Annotated in this window: 14 protein-coding genes; 7 read left to right on the top strand and 7 right to left on the bottom strand. The window is 72.8% G+C overall.

Features of this window, described 5'->3' with window-relative positions; genetic code table 11:
- Positions 1-84: 84 nt before the first annotated feature.
- Positions 85-279, bottom strand: coding sequence for a hypothetical protein (locus tag ACFTZC_RS27915; RefSeq protein ID WP_382894304.1), 195 nt, complete (start codon positions 277-279; stop codon positions 85-87).
- Between the two features lie 10 nt (positions 280-289).
- Positions 290-1,141: a helix-turn-helix domain-containing protein gene (locus tag ACFTZC_RS27920; RefSeq protein WP_382894306.1), complete on the bottom strand. Its 852-nt coding sequence runs from the start codon at positions 1,139-1,141 to the stop codon at positions 290-292.
- A 216-nt stretch (positions 1,142-1,357) separates the two neighbouring features.
- Here ACFTZC_RS27920 and ACFTZC_RS27925 point away from each other — a divergent pair, with 216 nt between their 5' ends.
- Complete coding sequence (locus ACFTZC_RS27925) at positions 1,358-1,882, top strand: ATP-binding protein (RefSeq protein WP_382894308.1); 525 nt, start codon at positions 1,358-1,360, stop codon at positions 1,880-1,882.
- A 21-nt stretch (positions 1,883-1,903) separates the two neighbouring features.
- Here the strand turns inward: ACFTZC_RS27925 and ACFTZC_RS27930 are convergent, their stop codons facing one another.
- Together ACFTZC_RS27930 and ACFTZC_RS27935 are read right to left on the bottom strand one after the other, a co-directional pair.
- Positions 1,904-3,376, bottom strand: a complete 1,473-nt coding sequence (locus ACFTZC_RS27930; RefSeq protein ID WP_382894310.1) for a hypothetical protein — start codon at positions 3,374-3,376, stop codon at positions 1,904-1,906.
- Between the two features lie 80 nt (positions 3,377-3,456).
- Positions 3,457-4,440 (bottom strand): LLM class flavin-dependent oxidoreductase, encoded by a 984-nt coding sequence (locus ACFTZC_RS27935; RefSeq protein ID WP_382894312.1) that lies wholly within the window; start codon positions 4,438-4,440, stop codon positions 3,457-3,459.
- Positions 4,441-4,537: 97 nt separating this feature from the next.
- Here ACFTZC_RS27935 and ACFTZC_RS27940 point away from each other — a divergent pair, with 97 nt between their 5' ends.
- Positions 4,538-5,344, top strand: coding sequence for an SDR family NAD(P)-dependent oxidoreductase (locus ACFTZC_RS27940; RefSeq protein WP_382894314.1), 807 nt, complete (start codon positions 4,538-4,540; stop codon positions 5,342-5,344).
- Positions 5,345-5,378: 34 nt separating this feature from the next.
- On the opposite strand, the gene ACFTZC_RS27945 is transcribed toward ACFTZC_RS27940, so the two are convergent.
- Positions 5,379-6,986: a CocE/NonD family hydrolase gene (locus ACFTZC_RS27945; RefSeq protein ID WP_382894316.1), complete on the bottom strand. Its 1,608-nt coding sequence runs from the start codon at positions 6,984-6,986 to the stop codon at positions 5,379-5,381.
- Between the two features lie 95 nt (positions 6,987-7,081).
- On the bottom strand, positions 7,082-8,479 hold the full coding sequence (locus ACFTZC_RS27950; RefSeq protein ID WP_382894317.1) for a CitMHS family transporter: 1,398 nt from the start codon (positions 8,477-8,479) through the stop codon (positions 7,082-7,084).
- Between the two features lie 181 nt (positions 8,480-8,660).
- On the opposite strand from ACFTZC_RS27950, the gene ACFTZC_RS27955 reads away from it, so the two are divergent.
- The 4 genes from ACFTZC_RS27955 (at position 8,661) to ACFTZC_RS27970 (ending at position 13,483) form a co-directional block, all read left to right on the top strand.
- Positions 8,661-9,581 carry a LysR family transcriptional regulator gene (locus ACFTZC_RS27955; protein WP_382894319.1) on the top strand — a complete coding sequence of 307 codons (921 nt, stop codon included), beginning with the start codon at positions 8,661-8,663 and terminating at the stop codon, positions 9,579-9,581.
- 160 nt (positions 9,582-9,741) lie between these two features.
- Positions 9,742-10,974: a CaiB/BaiF CoA transferase family protein gene (locus ACFTZC_RS27960; RefSeq protein WP_382894321.1), complete on the top strand. Its 1,233-nt coding sequence runs from the start codon at positions 9,742-9,744 to the stop codon at positions 10,972-10,974.
- 196 nt (positions 10,975-11,170) lie between these two features.
- Positions 11,171-12,112, top strand: a complete 942-nt coding sequence (locus ACFTZC_RS27965; RefSeq protein WP_382894369.1) for an HpcH/HpaI aldolase/citrate lyase family protein — start codon at positions 11,171-11,173, stop codon at positions 12,110-12,112.
- A gap of 102 nt (positions 12,113-12,214) precedes the next feature.
- A complete protein-coding gene (locus ACFTZC_RS27970; protein WP_382894323.1) occupies positions 12,215-13,483 on the top strand; it encodes a methyltransferase domain-containing protein in 1,269 nt (422 codons plus the stop codon).
- A 57-nt stretch (positions 13,484-13,540) separates the two neighbouring features.
- Here the strand turns inward: ACFTZC_RS27970 and eno are convergent, their stop codons facing one another.
- On the bottom strand, positions 13,541-14,824 hold the full coding sequence (gene eno, locus ACFTZC_RS27975) for a phosphopyruvate hydratase (protein ID WP_382894325.1): 1,284 nt from the start codon (positions 14,822-14,824) through the stop codon (positions 13,541-13,543).
- Between the two features lie 100 nt (positions 14,825-14,924).
- Here eno and ACFTZC_RS27980 point away from each other — a divergent pair, with 100 nt between their 5' ends.
- Positions 14,925-15,860: a winged helix-turn-helix transcriptional regulator gene (locus ACFTZC_RS27980; RefSeq protein ID WP_382894327.1), complete on the top strand. Its 936-nt coding sequence runs from the start codon at positions 14,925-14,927 to the stop codon at positions 15,858-15,860.
- Positions 15,861-15,883: the final 23 nt, after the last annotated feature.

The raw sequence follows: 15,883 nt of genomic DNA on the forward strand, positions 1-15,883 counted from the left end.
CCGAACTGTGGTGAACCACCGTGGCCGTGCGGCGGCGCGGAGCTGAACAGTTGCCGATACGTGGCATGCGGGCGGGAGTTGGGGCTAGGGCAGCAGGTGGTCGGCCTTGCCGGCTTTGATGTCGCGGATGAGGGTGGCGAGGGCCTCGCGGGTGTCGGTGAGGTAGGTGTCCTCCTGGCCGGCGACGGCGATGTAGGCGTTGCCGTCGGAGTCGGTGCCGATACGGAAGCAGTTGTTGCCTTCCCCGCAGAACGGGTCTTCCCAGCTGATCTCGGTCATGGTGTTCCCCTCATAGCTCTCGGACGAGGTTGTGGATGAAATCGCGGGAGGCGCCTGCTGACAAGCATTCCTTCTCCATCCACTCCAAGTGGGCCCGGTACTTGGCGAGATGTGGCTCGGTGTGCAGGAAGTCCGGACCGTGGGCCGAATCCACCTGTGCGGTGTCGAGTTGGGGCACGGCGCCCTCCGCGTAGAGCAGGGCGTGTCCCGCGCCGGGGAAGCTGCCGCGTTCGAAGGGCACTATGCGGATCGTGATGTTGTCCTTCTCGGACGCTGTGATCAGCGCGTCGAGCTGATCCCGTGCCGCCTCGCGCCCGCCGAAGCGCATGCGCAGCGCCGCTTCGTGTACGTAACCCACGAAGCCAGGAGGCTGTTCCCGGTTCAGTACCTGCTGCCGTTCCATGCGGTGGGCCACGCGGAGTTCGACTTCGAGGCGCGAGAGCGCCGGGAGGACCGCCGCGAAGATGCTGCGGGCGTAATCCTCGGTCTGGAGCAGACCGGGCACATGAGCGGTCTGGGTCGTCTGGATGCCGACCGCGTGCCACTCCAGTTCCGCGATGTCCAGCAGCCCCGGCGACAGCCGGCCCCGGTACTCGTCCCACCAGTTCCGCCGCGAGAGCGCGGTGAGTTCGAGCAGCGCGGACACGTACTCCTCGTCCGTGCACTCGCAGTGCGTCGCCAGCGTCCGGAGCCGCTCCGTGCTGATGTGGCGGATGCCCGACTCGATGTGCGAGATCTTGCCCCGGTCGACGCCGAGCAGCCCGGCGGCGTACTCGATCGACATGCCCGCGCCGGTACGCAACTTACGGACCTCTGCGCCAAGCCTCTTCTGTCGCTGCGTCGGTGCTGTCCGTGCGGCCATGGAGTTCCTTCCTCTCGGCCGGTGCTCAGTGTGCCGGGCATCACCCTATAGGTCTATTAGGGCTTGAAGTTTCACCGATGGGTGGAACTTCAAGCCCCTCATGCCCTACCTTCGGTGATGAGGCGCTCACATACAGCAAAGCAGAAGCGCATCCCGCGAGCCTGCCCGCCTCCCCTCCTCGACACAACAACCAGCGCATCAGCGAGCGGAGTTGTCATGCCCGAGAGCCACATCACGTCCGTACCGACGACATGCTGTCCCACCCCCGGCGTACCGGAATGCCCGCCGCCGCTGCCCGATCTGGGGGAGCCGACGCCCGGGAGTCTCGCGTACAGCCTCACCCTGCCTGCAGGCCTGGCCAGCCCCGCCGTTGCCCGGGAGGTCGCCGAACTCGTCCTTGACGTGCACGAGATGGACCGCCTGATCGACCCGGCGCTGGTGGTCGTCCGCGAACTGGTCGCGTACGCCTGCCGGTTCTCCGGGGACGGCGCGGACGTCCACCTCGCACTGCGGCAGCGGGCGGACACCCTGCGCGTCACCGTGTACGACACCCACGCGGCCCACCCGCAGCCCCGCCTCGCCGCCCTCTGCGAGGAGCGGCGCCGCGCCGCCCTCACACGTACGCCCGCCGTGGTGGCGGCCCATCGGGGCACCTGGGGCTTCCGCGCCGCCCAGTGCCCGGGGGCCGGTACGTGGACGTGGGCGACTCTCGTGCACACGCCCCGGAGCTGGGCCGCCTGACGGGCCGACACCATCACCCCCTCAGGCCCGCTGCCGCCGGCGCCGGTACAGGGCCGCCAGGATCACGACCGTCACCGCTCCGCCCGCGCCCGCCGCCCACAGGGTGGGGCTCCGGTAGAGCGGGGCGGGGGACGCGTCCAGGGGGATGGCGGCCGTGTCGTTGCCGGGGGTGCGGTCGTAGGGGTTGTACGTGCGGATGGTGCCGCGTGCGCCCGGGACCTGGCGGTCGATGCGGATGCGGAAGTCGATCGTGGTCGTCCCGTCCTCGTGCCGTGCGTCGAGGAAGCTGACCTGGCCGATGTCGCAGACGAACGCGCCGCCGGGCCGCTCCGGCCGCTTGCACGCCCAGTCGCTGCCGTCGTTCTCGAAGACGTACGGGATGGAGGTGACGGTGGTGCCCTCCGGCGGGACGACCTCGAAGCCGCTCGGCGTCTCGGTGCCGGCAGTTCGGCCGGGGCCGTGGTCGCGTACTCCGAGCCGTACCCTCACCGTGTCGCCGACCCGGCCCCGGACGGGGGACGTGACCGGCTCGTAGTCGGCCTGCACCGTGGTCTCGACCTGGACGTCGGTGCTGACGGTCGTGAGGCCGCGCGGGGTGGCCGTCCGGGTCAGGGTGAGCGGGGCGTCCGTGCCGCGCGTGGTGAGGTCGTCGAAGTCGCCGGGCTTCCGGGGGTCGGACGACCAGCTGTACGAGAGCGTGCCCGTCAGCTTCCCGGGGGCGGAGGTGTAGCTGACCGGGGAGGTGAGGCGGTACGCGGAGCCCGGCCCGGCCTTGGTGGGGAACGTGCACCACGCCGAGGTGGACGTGGAGTCGAAGGAGCAGTTGCGGGGGTGTGAGGTCAGCCGCAGACCGTCCCGCGCCGTGATGTGCAGCGCGACGCCGTCCTCCGTGGTGAAGCGGCTGTGGTTGGCGAAAGTCGGGGTGAGTGGTGCCGGCTTGCCCGGTTCCAGGCCTTTGACCGCCTTCTCCTTCTCGGGCGTGTGCAGGGTGGGGCCGCCTACGGTCATGCGGGTCGTGCCGGTGACCGGGGACGCGTTCTCGGCGGTGGCGGTGTAGGTCACCGTCCCGCTGTCGCCCGGCCGTACGCCGTCGACGCCGTGGAGGGTGAAGGGCGCGTTGGCCTCCCCGTCGCCGTTCTGCACATCGCCGTAGGCGCAGGTGAACACGGGGCCGTCGCCGGTGCAGTTCCCGTAACCGCCCTTCACCGCCCGCCCGATGCCCGTCAGCCCCGACGTGTCCACGACGACCTTGACGTCGCGGGCCGGGCCGCCGTCGCTCGGGAGGACGGCGACAGGGACGGGGAAGTCGTCGTTCTCGGCCCCGGCGCCCTCGTCGGCGTTGTACGCGAGGTACGTCGCGGGGGCTTCGAGGCGTAGCGCGACCTCGCCGGAGCCGTCGGCCGCCGTAGGCACCGGTACCGCGGCGAGCAGGGTGGTGGCGAGAGCCGCCGCGAACGCGGCCGTGCGTCGGGTGATCCGTGTGCGTCCGGGCATGCGGGCACTATGCCAGTGGGGGAGGGAAGGGCGGCATCGCCCGCCGCTCCCTTGGCCGGATCTCCGCGAGCGGCTGTGGGTTACGGGTGTGCTGCGCCGGCCTGTTCCCTGACCAGTTCGTAGGAGCGTACGCGGTCGGCGAGCGCGTACACGGGCGTGACCAGCATCAGTTCGTCCGCTCCGGTCGCCTCGGCCAGCTCCGTCAGGCGGCCCGCGACCGTCTCGGGTGTGCCGACGGCCTGTTGCGCCCGGAACGCCCGCAAGGCGCGGCTCTCCTGCGGCGTGAAGGTGTGCGCCGCCGCGTCGGCGGGTGTGGGGAAGGGAATGTCGCTCACTCCTTGCAGCAGCCCCGCCTTCACCACGTTCATCGGCCCGCCCAGCCGTTCGGCCTCCTCCCGCGTCTCCGCGCACACCGTCTCCACGCAGATCAGCACCCGGGGCTCCGCGCACCAGCGGGACGGGGTGAAGTCCGCGCGGTAGCGCTCCAGTGCGGCCGGCGTGTGGTCGGGGCGGATGTGGTGGGCGAGGGCGATCGGCAGGCCCAGTTCGGCGGCGAGCGCGCCGCCGGCGGTGCTGGAGGCGAGCAGCCACGGTTCGGGGAGGGGGCCGAGCGCCATCTCCTCCACCAGCAGACGCAGCGTCGAAGCCACGTCGGCCCGGTACTCGGCGTCGGTGATCGGGCCGGCCCCCCGGCGCAGCGCCCGCGCCACCGTCTCGTCCAGCACCCCGGGGCCCCGGCCGATCCCCAGGTCGATGCGGTCGGGGTGGAGCGCGGCCAGTGTGCCGAACTGCTCCGCCAGCATGAGCGGCGTGTGGTTGGGCGCCATGACCCCGCCGGAGCCGAGGCGGATCGACGAGGTCGACGCGGCGGCGTGCGCGGTGAGCACGACCGGCGGGAAGGCGCCGATCGCGGGGGAATGGTGGTGTTCGGCGTACCAGAGTCTGCGGTAACCGAGGCGATCGAGGTGTCCGGCGAAGGCGGCGGTGTCGCGCAGGGTGGCCGCGGGGTCGACACCGGCCTGGACCATCGCGACTTCCAGTGCGGAGAGAGGCACATTGATCATACGGTCAGCATAGGAAGCAAAGCCCCACAATCGTTGGTGCGTTGACGGATTGCCGCGATGACCCCATCGTCGGTCGACCGGCTCATATGCTCGGGCGATGACCGAACGGGAGAGCACACAGGAGTACGGCCAGGGCCTGCTGACGGGCCGGGTCGCGATGATCACGGGAGCGTCCAGCGGGATCGGCGCGGCTGCCGCCGCGCTCTTCGCGCGGGAGGGCGCGGCGGTCGTCCTGACGGCGCGCCGCGCCGACCGGCTGGAGGCGCTGGCGGAGGAGATCGCCGCGGCGGGCGGCCGCGCACTGGCCGTTCCCGGCGATGTCACCGACCCGGGCGACGTGCGGCGGGTGGTCGAGGCGGCCGTGGAACGGTTCGGCCGCCTCGACTGCGCCTTCAACAACGCCGGTTACGCCACCATCGAAGCGTCCCTGCACGAGACGGACGACGAGGTGTTCGACCGCACGATGGACGTCAATGTGCGCGGCGTCTGGAACTGCATGAAGCATCAACTGCCGGTGATGCTGGCCTCGGGCAGGGGCGGCTCCATCGTCAACACCAGCAGTACGGCGGGCCGTTACGCCACCGGCGCCTCCGTGCCGTACGTCGCCTCCAAGCACGCGATCCTCGGCATCACGCGGGCCGCCGCGGCCGAGTACGGGGAACAGGGCATACGGGTCAACGCGCTGGTCGTCGGCACCACGCGCAGCGAGATGATCGACGGGGCGGTACGCCAGGTCCCGGCGCTGGAGCAGGCGTTCATCGCCCCGCAGATCCAGAAGCGCATGGCGGAGCCGCGCGAGATCGCGGAGGCCGCGGTCTGGCTGTGCAGCGACCGCTCCTCGTTCGTCACGGGTACGGCGATGCCCGTCGACGGCGGGATCTCGGCGCAGGCGAAGGCGGGCTGACGCGGGCGTACGACAGTCAGGGGGCCACCGCCGGTCAGGGTGAGGCGGCCGCCCGGGGGTTCCGTACCGTGAGGCGCAGCGCCGAGCCGGCCGCGCCGACCCGCAGACGTACGCGGCCCGCCGGGGCGTCGGAGTCGATCTCCGGGTGGTCGTCGCTGGAGACGCGCAGCACCAGCCGGTGGCCCGCCGAGAGCCGGTGGTGCGTGGGCCAGAGGTGGATGTCCAGGTCGTAGTACGTGCCCGGGTGCACGCGCGAGAGCTTCGTATGGCCGTGCCGGTGGCTCGCCTTGAGCCACCCCGAGGTGATCCTCGTGGCGGTCCCGTCCGGCGCCTGGTCGAAGAGCACCGCCGCGATGTTGCCGTCGGCGGCGGTGAAGGAGGCGCGGACGCGGGCCGTGGCATCGCCCGCGAGGACGTGGTCGCGGCGCAGCACCGGTGTGGAGAAGCGGAGCTGCTGGTGCTCCGCCGGAGGCGCGGTCCCCGTGTTGACGTCGAAGGCGGACACCGCGGCGCGCCCGGGCGCCGAGCGCAGGGAGCCGTCGGGACGCAGCCGGAGCGTCAGGTCCCCGGCGTCCGGCGGCGGCCACCGGGCGAACCGCTGCCAGCCGCCGCCCGCCCCAGGGCCGGGCACCTCGTACGAGGTGACGCGCGCGGCGGGCAGGGGGGCGCGCCGGTCCCGTGCCAGCCAGTGGTCCCACCAGGCGAGGTAGGCGCCGGGGCCGATGCCGGCGTACTGGCCCTCGGGGTAGCCGTGCTCCCACGGCCCCGACACCAGCCATACGTGCTCGGGCTGGGCGAGGTGGTTCTTCACCATGCCGTCCCGGTACCGGTCGTACCAGCCGTTGATCTCCAGGGTGGGCACGGTGAGCGCGTCCCAGCGGGACATCACGCTGCGGTCGCGCCAGAAGTCGTCGTACAGCGGGTGGGCGGCGTAGGTGCGGAGGGTGTCGGGCGCGGTCGCCTGCTGCCAGTCGCGGATGCGGGCCGAGTAGATGCCGCCGCGGTAGATGGTGTTCTCGTACCAGTCGCTGATGCCGTTCATCGGGATGACGGCCTTGAGGTGCGGCGGCCGGTTCACCGTGGCGAGCAGGGTGGTGTGCCCGCCGTAGCTGACGCCCATCTGTCCGATGCGGCCGGTGGAGGCGGGGTGCCGGGCCAGCCACTCGATGACGTCGTAGTTGTCCCGCTGCTCCTGCGGGCCGAACGGGTCGACCGTGCCGGGGGACGCCCCCGACCCGCGGACTTGGCAGACCAGCGCGTTGTACCCGCGGCGGACGAAGAAGGAGGCGCCGTCCCCGAACGCCTCCAGGTTCGCGGCGTAGGCGGTGTACTCGTACACGATGCCCGGGAAGACGCCGGGCACGGGGCGGCCGGAGGCGTCGCCGGGCCGGTAGAGCTGGCCCGCCAGGTATCCGCCGTCGCGCAGCGGCACGCGTACGTCCTGGCGCACCACGCCGTGGACGGCGGGGCGGGTGTACGAGAAGAAGGGGTCGGCCGGGACGGGCGCGGCTGCGGCGGGGGCGGAGGCGAAGGCGGCGGAGGGGGTGAGGGCCGCGGTGAGTGCCGTGGCCGTACCGAGGGCGCAGACGGTCCGGCGCCGTACGGGCCGAGGGGGCTGCGGGCCGCTGGTGGAGGGGTGCATGCGCGGGGTCTCCTTCAGGGGAGGGCGAGCGGGGTCCGGGGTCTGCCGTTGCCTGATCCGAACGAGCGGCCCAGGGGCGGCGGAACCGGCCCGTATCAGAGCGAGATGGCCCCGGTGAGCAGGGCCGCGACGGTCATCACGAGGGTGGTGCCGAAGGCCCAGCGGAAGATGAAGCGCTGGTGCTCCCCGAGCTGCACACCGCTCATGCCGACGAGGATGAAGGTGGAGGCGGTGAGCGGGCTCAGCGGGAAGCCGGTCGTCATCTGGCCGAGAATGGCGGCCCGGGCGATCTCGGCCTGGTCGGTGCCGAAGCCGGCGGCGGTGTGCGACAGCACGGGCAGGACACCGAAGTAGTACGCGTCCGGCGTGAAGGCCAGGCTCAGCGGCATCCCGGTGATGGCGACCAGGGGCGGCAGATGGCCGCCGAGGGAGTCGGGGACGACGGAGACGAGCGCCTCGGCCATCTCGGAGATCATCTTGGTCCCCGTCAGCACTCCGGTGAAGACACCGGCGGCGAAGATCATCGTGGTGACGAGCACCACGCTCTTGGCGTGCTTCTCCAGCAGCGCCTGCTGCCCCTCCCACGTGGGGCGGTTGACGAAGAGGGCGAGGGCGAAGGCGAGCGCGAACAGCACCGGCAGGGGCATGACCTCCATGACGAGCGCGACCAGCAGCACGAGCGTCAGCAGGGCGTTGAAGGCGGTGAGCCAGACCGGCGCCGCCGCGCGCGGAGTCTCCGCCTGCGAGGTCTCCACCTGCGAGGTCTCCGCTTGCGAGGTCTCCGCTTGCGGGGACTTCACCTGCGGGGTCTTCGCCTGCGGGGTCTCCACTTCCTGGTCGGCCGGCCGCTCCGCGTTCCGCTCGCCCGGCGCCGTCAGCGCGCCGAGCCGGCGGCGCTCGCGGCGGCCGATCCAGTACGACGCGGCCAGGACCCAGGCGATCCCGCAGGCCATCGCGGGCAGGACGGGCGTGAACACCTCCGAACTGTCCAGCTTCAGCGCCGTCATGGCCCGGACCGTCGGACCGCCCCAGGGGAGCATGTTCATCACGCCCGCGCCGAGACAGACCGTGCCGGACAGCACCAGCGGGCTCATCCCCAGCCGCTTGTAGACGGGCAGCAGCGCGGAGACGGTGATGAGGAAGGTGGAGGCACCGTCCCCGTCCAGGGCCACGCACATCGTGAGCACGGCCGTACCGACGGCCACCCGCGCCGGGTCGTTGCGGGTGGCGCGCAGTATCTGGCGTATCAGAGGGTCGAAGAGGCCGGCGTCGACCATCAGGGAGAAGTAGAGGACCGCGAAGGCGATCATGATGCCGGTCGGTGCCACCGTGGTGAGACCGGCGAGGATCATCTCGCCCATGCCGCCCGCGAAGCCGCCGACGAGCGCGGCCAGTACCGGGAGCAGCACCAGCGCCACCAGGACGGAGACGCGCTTCGTCATGGTGAGCAGCAGGAACAGACCGATCGTGGAAAACCCCAGAGCTGCCAGCACGGGTGATGCTCACTTTCTCGTATACGGCGCACGGCGGGGGACCGCCGGGCGTCCGGTGAGCGGCGCCCCGCGTTGCGGACGAGTTTCGGAGCGGCGACAGATCGGCGTCCAGCATCAAACCGAGATCTGTCCATGCGATCTGCGCATCAATGTGCCGGACCTGTGCCTACACTCGCTCGCCATGGAGAGCACCCTGCGTCAACTGGCGGCCTACGCGGCCGTGGCCCGGGCGGCGAGCTTCACGGCCGCCGCCGCTCAGCTCCACGTATCGCAGTCGTCGCTCAGCCGCGCGGTCGCGGACCTGGAGCGGCAGCTCGGCGCACAGCTCCTCGAACGCGACACGCGGAACGTCCGGTTGACCGCCGCGGGGGTGGAGACCCTGCGGATAGCCGAGCAGATCGTGAACGCGCACCGCTCCGGGATGAAGGAGCTGGAGCGGTTCCTGCTCGGCGAGTCGGGCACGGTCGCGGTGGCGACCCTCCCCTCGGTGGCCGCGGTACTGCTGCCCCGGGTGATCTCCGCGTTCCGCAGGCAGCGGCCCCAGGTGACGCTGCAGATCATGGACGGGCTGGAGCGGTCCGTGCTGGGCCGGGTCCTGTCGGGGGACGCCGACTTCGCGATCACGACGGGCGAGCCGTCGGGGCAGCTGGAGCACCGCCCGCTGGTCCGCGACCGGTTCGTCGCGGTGCTGCCGCAGGACCATCCCCTGACCGGCCGGCCGGTGGTCTCCTGGGAGGACCTGGCCCGTGAGCCGTTCCTCGCGGTGGGGCGGGATTCGAGCGTACGGAGGCTCACCGACGCGGCCTTCGCCCAGGTCGACGCGCGGGCGGCACCGGCCACCGAGGCCGGGAACGTGGCGACAGTGGGCGGGCTCGTGGCGGCCGGCCTCGGGGTGTCCGCGATGCCCGCCCTCGTGCTGCCGCTCCTGGGCACCGGACCGGTGGTCCACCGGCCGCTCGTGGACCCCGTGGTCGACCGCCGCCTGGACATCGCCCTGCGGACGCGCCGCCCCCTGCCGCTTGCGGCGCAGCGGTTCCTGGAGACGCTGGAGGAGCTGCGCGCCCAGCGGCGCGACCTGCCGCCCGGGGTCTCCTGGGCCTGAGGCGGGGACCCCTCGGGCCGTGTCCCACCAACTCATGCGGAAAGCGCATGGATTGATGGATGTTTCTTGCTGGACAGGCATTTCCTCGCGTCGGCACGCTGAAGACACCGGTGTCGCGCCACGGCGCGGCGAACGACGGAATCGGCGAGGGAGCACGGTGGTGTCGAGCACAGAGTCGAGCACGGATCCGGAAACCGGCGGCGGTCGTGGGCAGTTGCGCGGGCTGAAGGTGGTCGAGTTCGCTCATGTGGTGGCCGGTCCGCTGGCCGGCTCCATGCTCGCCGACCAGGGCGCCGACGTGGTGCACGTGGAACCGCCGGGCACGGGCGACGCGGCGCGCGGGATGGGACCGAGGAAGGACGGCCACCCGCTGTGGTTCAAGGTCGCCGGGCGCAACAAGCGTTCGGTCACCCTCGACCTGCACCACGAGGCCGGCCGGGAGCTCGCCCACCGCCTCGTGGCCTGGGCGGACGTCGTCATCGTCACCCTGCGGGCCGGCCGGCTGCGCGCGTGGGGCCTCGACTGGGAGGCCGTGCACCGGATCAACCCGAAGGCCGTGCTGCTCCAGATATCCGGCTTCGGCGCGACCTCCTCCCGGGCCGACGCGCCCGGCTTCGGCAAGGTCGGCGAGGCGCGCAGCGGGGTGGTGCATCTGACCGGGTTCCCGGACAGCCCGCCCGTGCACACCGGCTTCTCGCACGGCGACGCGGTGACCGGGCTGATGGGCGCGTACGCCGTCCTCGCCGCCCTGCACCGCCGCGACCACGACCCCGACTTCGACGGCGAGTGGATCGACCTCGCCCTCTTCGAGCCGCTGTTCCGGCTGGTCGAGTGGCAGGTCATCGTCCACGACCAGTTGGGCTCCGTACCGGAGCGCTCCGGCAACCAACTGGCCGTCGCCCCCGCGGCGGTGATCAACACCTACGCGTCCCGCGACGGCGAATGGATCACGGTCACCTCCGCGACGCTGCGTTCCGTACGCAACATCGCCCGGCTGCTCGGGCTGGACGAGGACGAGTTCGCCACGGTGGAGCAGCAGCACGCCGGGCGTGAACGGCTCGACGACGCCCTGCGGGCCTGGGTGGCGGAGCGCACCACCGCCGAGTGCCTGGACGCCTTCGCCCGTACGGACGTGGTGGCCTCCCCGGTGCTCAGCGCGGCGGACATCGCCGCCGACCCGGTCTACGCCGAGCGCGAGGACATCGTCACCGTCGAGGACGCGGACCTCGGCGCGGTACGGATGCAGGCGGTGATCCCGCACTTCCGGCAGCGGCCGGGACACGTCTGGCGGACCGGGCCGGCGCTCGGGCAGGACAACCACCTCGTCTACCGCGAGTGGCTCGGCCTCGGCGAGGAGGAACTCGCGGCGCTGGAGGACAGCGATGTCGTCTGATCCCCTCGCGTCCGGCCCCCGCGCGTCCCACGCGTCGGCCGGCCTGCCGCCCATGCCGGGCCTGTCGTCCGAGCCCGGCCCGCCGCCCGGGTCGGGCCTGCCACCCGTGCCGGGCCCGCCGCCCGTGCCGGGCCCGCCGCCCGGGTCGGCCCGTACGCCGGGGTCGGCTCCGCAGCCGGGTTCGGCACGGCCGCCCGTGTCGGCGTGGCCGTCCGCCCCCGCCCCGGCTTCCGTCCTTAGGCCCCCGCTGCGCTCCCTCCTCTTCGTGCCGGGCACCCGGACGGACTGGCTGCCGAAGGCGCGGGCGGCGGGTGCCGACGCCGTGATCCTCGACCTGGAGGACGCGGTGCCGCGCGACGGCAAGGCGTCCGCCCGTGACCAGGTGGCCGAGGCCGTCGCGGGCGCCGCCGCCGACCCCGGCGGGCCGGCGCTCCTCGTCCGGGTCAACCCGCTCGACGGCTGGGCGGCGGCCGAGGAACTGCGCGCGGTCGCCCGCCCCGGGCTCAGCGGGATCGTGCTGCCCAAGGTGGACGGGGCCCACGACGTACGGTTCGCGGACCGGCTGCTCGCCTGGTGCGAGCGCGAGCAGGGCTTGGCGCCGGGTGCCATCGCCCTCGTACCCCTCCTGGAAACGGCCCGCGGGCTGCGTGACGCCCACGACTGCGCGGCGGCGGCCGCCCGCGTCGCGTACCCGGGCGCGATCACCGGCGCGGGCGGCGACGTCGAGCGCGCCGTCGGCTACCGGTGGAGCCCGCAGGGGGCCGAGACCCACGCGCTGCGCTCCCGCGTCCTGTTGGACGTACGGGCCGCGGGCGCCCTCCATCCTGTCGCCGGACTGTGGACCCGTATCGGCGACCTCGAAGGGCTCCGCTCCTTCGCCGAACAGAACCGTTCCCTCGGCTACACCGGGATGATGGCGATCCACCCCTCCCACGTCCCCGTGATCAACGAGGTGTTCTCACCGCACCCCGACGAACTCGCCCGCGCGGCCCGCCTGATAGCGGCCGTGGAGGAGGCCCAGGCGCGCGGGGCGGGGGCTGCGACCTTCGAGGGGGAGATGGTGGACGAGGCCATGGCGGCGACGGCGCGGCTGCTGCTGGAGCGTCACTCCGTACCGGATCCCGGCGGGCGGACCTGATTCCGCGTATGCAACCTGTGATGCGGTCATTGACTGGCACGTGCGGCGTGTCCACCCTGGTCTGAGTCGTATCTGCGGATTCCGCTGACTGAGGTGAGGGCTGTGGCCGTACTGGTGGTGCAGCACGGGCGGGAGGAAGGCCCGTACGCGATCGGTGAGGCGCTGGCGGCGGCCGGGCTACGGGTGCGGCTGTGCCGCGTGGCGGCGGGGGATCCGCTGCCGGGGAGCCTGGCCGGTGTCGAGGCGCTGGTGATCACCGACGGCCCGGCAGCCGCGCACCACGACTCCGGATCCGCCACGCACCACGCCGAACTGGCCCTGCTGCGCGCGGCACTGGCCGCCGAGGTCCCGGTGCTCGGAGCCGGCTCGGGGGCACGGCTGCTGGCGGTGGCGGCGGGCGGCGCGGCCGGCGCGGAGCAGGGTACGGAGCCCGGTGCGGAGCACGGCGGGCGAGCGGGGTGCGGCGACGTCCGTACGAGCCCGGCGGCGGCCGGGGACCCGCTCTTCGCGGACGCGCCCGAACGGCTGCGGGCACCGCACCGCCACGGCGAGGCGCCGGAACTCCCCGCCGGGGCGGTCCCGCTGGCCTCCTGCGAGCGGTGCCCGGCGCGGGCGTTCCGGGTGGGCGGGGCCGCGTGGGGGCTGCCGTTCCACCTGGACGGCACGCTCGGCGGGAAGGACCCCCTCGGCGAGTTCACCGCACCCCGTGCCCCGGCCGGGCCGGCTCCCTACCCGGACCTGCTGCTGGGGCGGTTCGCGGTGCTGGTGGCCGCGCGGGCGGTGCTCACCGCGACCCGTGCGTTCTTCGCGCCGAAGGCCGACACCTGGGAGACACGTTTCGCCGCCGACGGGCCCAGGTACGAACAGGCCGTCGCCCGCCTGGGCCTGCGCCCCGGTCAGACGGCGCTCGACCTGGGCTGCGGCACCGGACGCGCGCTGCCCGCCCTGCGCGCCGGGGTGGGGGAGAAGGGTGCGGTCCTCGGAGTGGACGTCACCGCGGCCATGCTCCTGGCGGCGGCCCGCGAAGGGCGCTGCGGCCCGGCCGGCCTGCTGCTCGCCGACTGCTACCGGCTGCCGTTGCCGCCGGGCACGGTGGACGGGATCTTCACCGCCGGTCTGCTCGACCACCTCCCCGACCCGGTCACCGCCCTGCGCGAATGGGCCCGAGTCACCGCCCAGGGCGGCGCCCTCCTCCTCTTCCACCCCTCCGGCCGCGTCGAACGCGCCGCCCGCCACGGCCGCCCGCTGAGCCCCGACGACCCCCTGGGCGAACCCAATCTGCGGCCCATGCTGGACGGCAGCGGCTGGCGGCTGGACTGCTACGAGGACGCCCACGCCTACTTCCTGGCCCGAGCGGTCCGCGTCCCCTGAGCCGCGCTGCCCGCCTCACCGGCCCCACCTCAACAGCCCCACATCAACAGCCCCACCTCAGCGGCGCAGCCCAAGAGCCTCCCGCCCCGCATAACGCGCCTGGCCGCCCAGTTCCTCCTCGATGCGGATGAGCTGGTTGTACTTGGCGGTGCGGTCCGAGCGGGAGAGCGAGCCGGTCTTGATCTGCCCGCAGCCGGTGGCCACGGCGAGATCGGCGATCGTGGTGTCCTCGGTCTCGCCGGAGCGGTGGGACATGACCACGGTGTAGCCGGCGCGGTGGGCCGTGGCGACGGTGGCCAGGGTCTCCGTGAGGGTGCCGATCTGGTTGGCCTTCACCAGGATCGAGTTGGCGACACCGTCGCGGATGCCCTGGCGCAGCAGGGTCTCGTTGGTGCAGAAGACGTCGTCACCGGTGAGCTGGCAGCGGTCCCCGAGCCGGGACGTGAGCAGCCGCCATCCGTCCTGGTCGTCCTCGGCCATCGGATCCTCGATGGACGCGACCGGGTAGCGGTCGACGAGCGAGGCCAGGTAGTCGGCGTGCTCGGCCGGGTCGCGGCGCACCCCCTCGCCGGTGTAGTCGTAGACGCCGTCGCGGAAGAACTCGGACGTGGCGGGGTCCATGACGACGGTGATGTCGGTGCCGGGCTGGTAGCCGGTGCGTTCGACGGCCCGTACGACGAAGTCCAGCGCCTCCTCCGCGGTCCGCAGCGCCGGGGCGAACCCGCCCTCGTCGCCCACGCCGGTGCTGTGGCCCGCGGCGAGGAGGTCGCGGCGCAGGGTGTGGAAGACCTCCGAGCCGATCCGTACGGCCTCGGTGAAGGTGGCCGCGCCGATCGGAGCGATCATGAACTCCTGGAAGTCCAGCGGATTGTCCGCGTGCGCGCCGCCGTTGATGATGTTCATCATCGGTACGGGCAGCAGCCGGGCGTCCACCCCGCCGACGTAGCGGTAGAGCGGCAGCCGGTGGGCGCGCGCGGCGGCCTTGGCGGTCGCGAGGGACACGCCCAGGATCGCGTTGGCGCCGAGTCTCGACTTGTCCGGAGTGCCGTCCAGCTCGATCAGCGCGGAGTCCACCCCCGCCTGGTCCTCCGACTCAAGACCCACGACGGTGTCCGCGATGGAGTCGTTGACGGCGTCGACGGCCCGCCGTACCCCCTTCCCGTGGAAGCGGGCCGGGTCCCCGTCGCGCAGTTCCACCGCCTCGCGGGCGCCGGTGGAGGCCCCGGAGGGCACGGCGGCGCGTCCCGTCGAACCGTCCGCCAGCTCGACATCGACCTCGACGGTCGGGTTGCCGCGGCTGTCGATGATCTCGCGTGCCGTGACGCGGGTGATGGTGGTCATGGTGCTGCTCCTCATGTGCGATCCCCGCGCAGGGGACAAGACAGCAGTAAGTTCCAATCCGAAACAAAGTGAGTTCCGAAAGGGAACGTACTATGCGTGCATGAGGATGCACAATGCCGACGAGCACTGCGGGATCGCCCAGGCCGCCGTCGTCACCGGCGACTGGTGGAACGTCCTGGTCCTGCGGGAGATCGCCCGCGGTCATGTCCGCTTCGACGCCCTCGCCGCCGAACTCGGCCTCTCCCGCAAGGTCCTGACCGAGCGCCTAGGCCGGCTGGTCGCCTCCGGGGTCCTGCGCCGGAGCCTCTACCAGCGCCGTCCGGTCCGTTACGAGTACCTGCTCACCGACTCGGGACTGGCCCTGCTCCCGGTGCTCGTGGCCATGCAGGAGTGGGGCGACCGCTGGGTGCTCGGCGACGGCGGCACCACCGCGACGGCGAGCCCTCAGCGGTCGGGCGGCGCGGAGCAAGCCCGCGTCCACGCCCTCGCGTCCGCCGGGGCGCGACTGCCGGCCGGCCTCGAACTGCCCGCCGCGGACGGCACGGACCACCCCGTCGTCGCACCGGACGCCGCCGCGACCGTACTCTTCACGTCCCCCGGCGCGTACCCCGGTACATCCCCCGGCGCCGAGGTGCACCGACCCGCCGGATCCATCCCGGAGCACCGGCTCTTCCGCGACGCCTGGCCCGACTACCGCCGCGCGGGCGTGGCCCTGCGCGGGGTCAGCGCCCAACCCCCGTACGAGCAGGCATCCGTCACCCGAGCCGAGTCGATCCCGTACCCCCTCCTCTCCGACACCGAGCACCGCCTGACCGCCGCCCTGCGTCTGCCCACCTTCCGCGCGGCGGGCAGGCTGCACCTCAAACGGCTCGTCCTGGTCCTCGACCGGGAACGGACGGTGCGGCACGCACTCTTCCCCGTGGACGACATCCCACGAGCGGTCGAAGATGCATTGCACCTGGCCAGGAACACGGCATCCGCATCCGCATCCGCAACGACAACAGCATTCGAGAACCGGCCGCAGCCGCAGCAGTGACGGACGCGGCCCTTGACCGACCG

It is taken from the genome of Streptomyces sp. NPDC056987 (assembly GCF_042673865.1).
Taxonomy (GTDB): Bacteria; Actinomycetota; Actinomycetes; order Streptomycetales; family Streptomycetaceae; genus Streptomyces.

Coding starts and splice junctions, on each gene's coding strand:
- ACFTZC_RS27915 (WP_382894304.1), bottom strand. CDS start 279: ATGACCGAGATCAGCTGGGAAGACCCGTTCTGCGGGGAAGGCAACAAC.
- ACFTZC_RS27920 (WP_382894306.1), bottom strand. CDS start 1,141: ATGGCCGCACGGACAGCACCGACGCAGCGACAGAAGAGGCTTGGCGCA.
- ACFTZC_RS27925 (WP_382894308.1), top strand. CDS start 1,358: ATGCCCGAGAGCCACATCACGTCCGTACCGACGACATGCTGTCCCACC.
- ACFTZC_RS27930 (WP_382894310.1), bottom strand. CDS start 3,376: ATGCCCGGACGCACACGGATCACCCGACGCACGGCCGCGTTCGCGGCG.
- ACFTZC_RS27935 (WP_382894312.1), bottom strand. CDS start 4,440: ATGATCAATGTGCCTCTCTCCGCACTGGAAGTCGCGATGGTCCAGGCC.
- ACFTZC_RS27940 (WP_382894314.1), top strand. CDS start 4,538: ATGACCGAACGGGAGAGCACACAGGAGTACGGCCAGGGCCTGCTGACG.
- ACFTZC_RS27945 (WP_382894316.1), bottom strand. CDS start 6,986: ATGCACCCCTCCACCAGCGGCCCGCAGCCCCCTCGGCCCGTACGGCGC.
- ACFTZC_RS27955 (WP_382894319.1), top strand. CDS start 8,661: ATGGAGAGCACCCTGCGTCAACTGGCGGCCTACGCGGCCGTGGCCCGG.
- eno (WP_382894325.1), bottom strand. CDS start 14,824: ATGACCACCATCACCCGCGTCACGGCACGCGAGATCATCGACAGCCGC.
- ACFTZC_RS27980 (WP_382894327.1), top strand. CDS start 14,925: ATGAGGATGCACAATGCCGACGAGCACTGCGGGATCGCCCAGGCCGCC.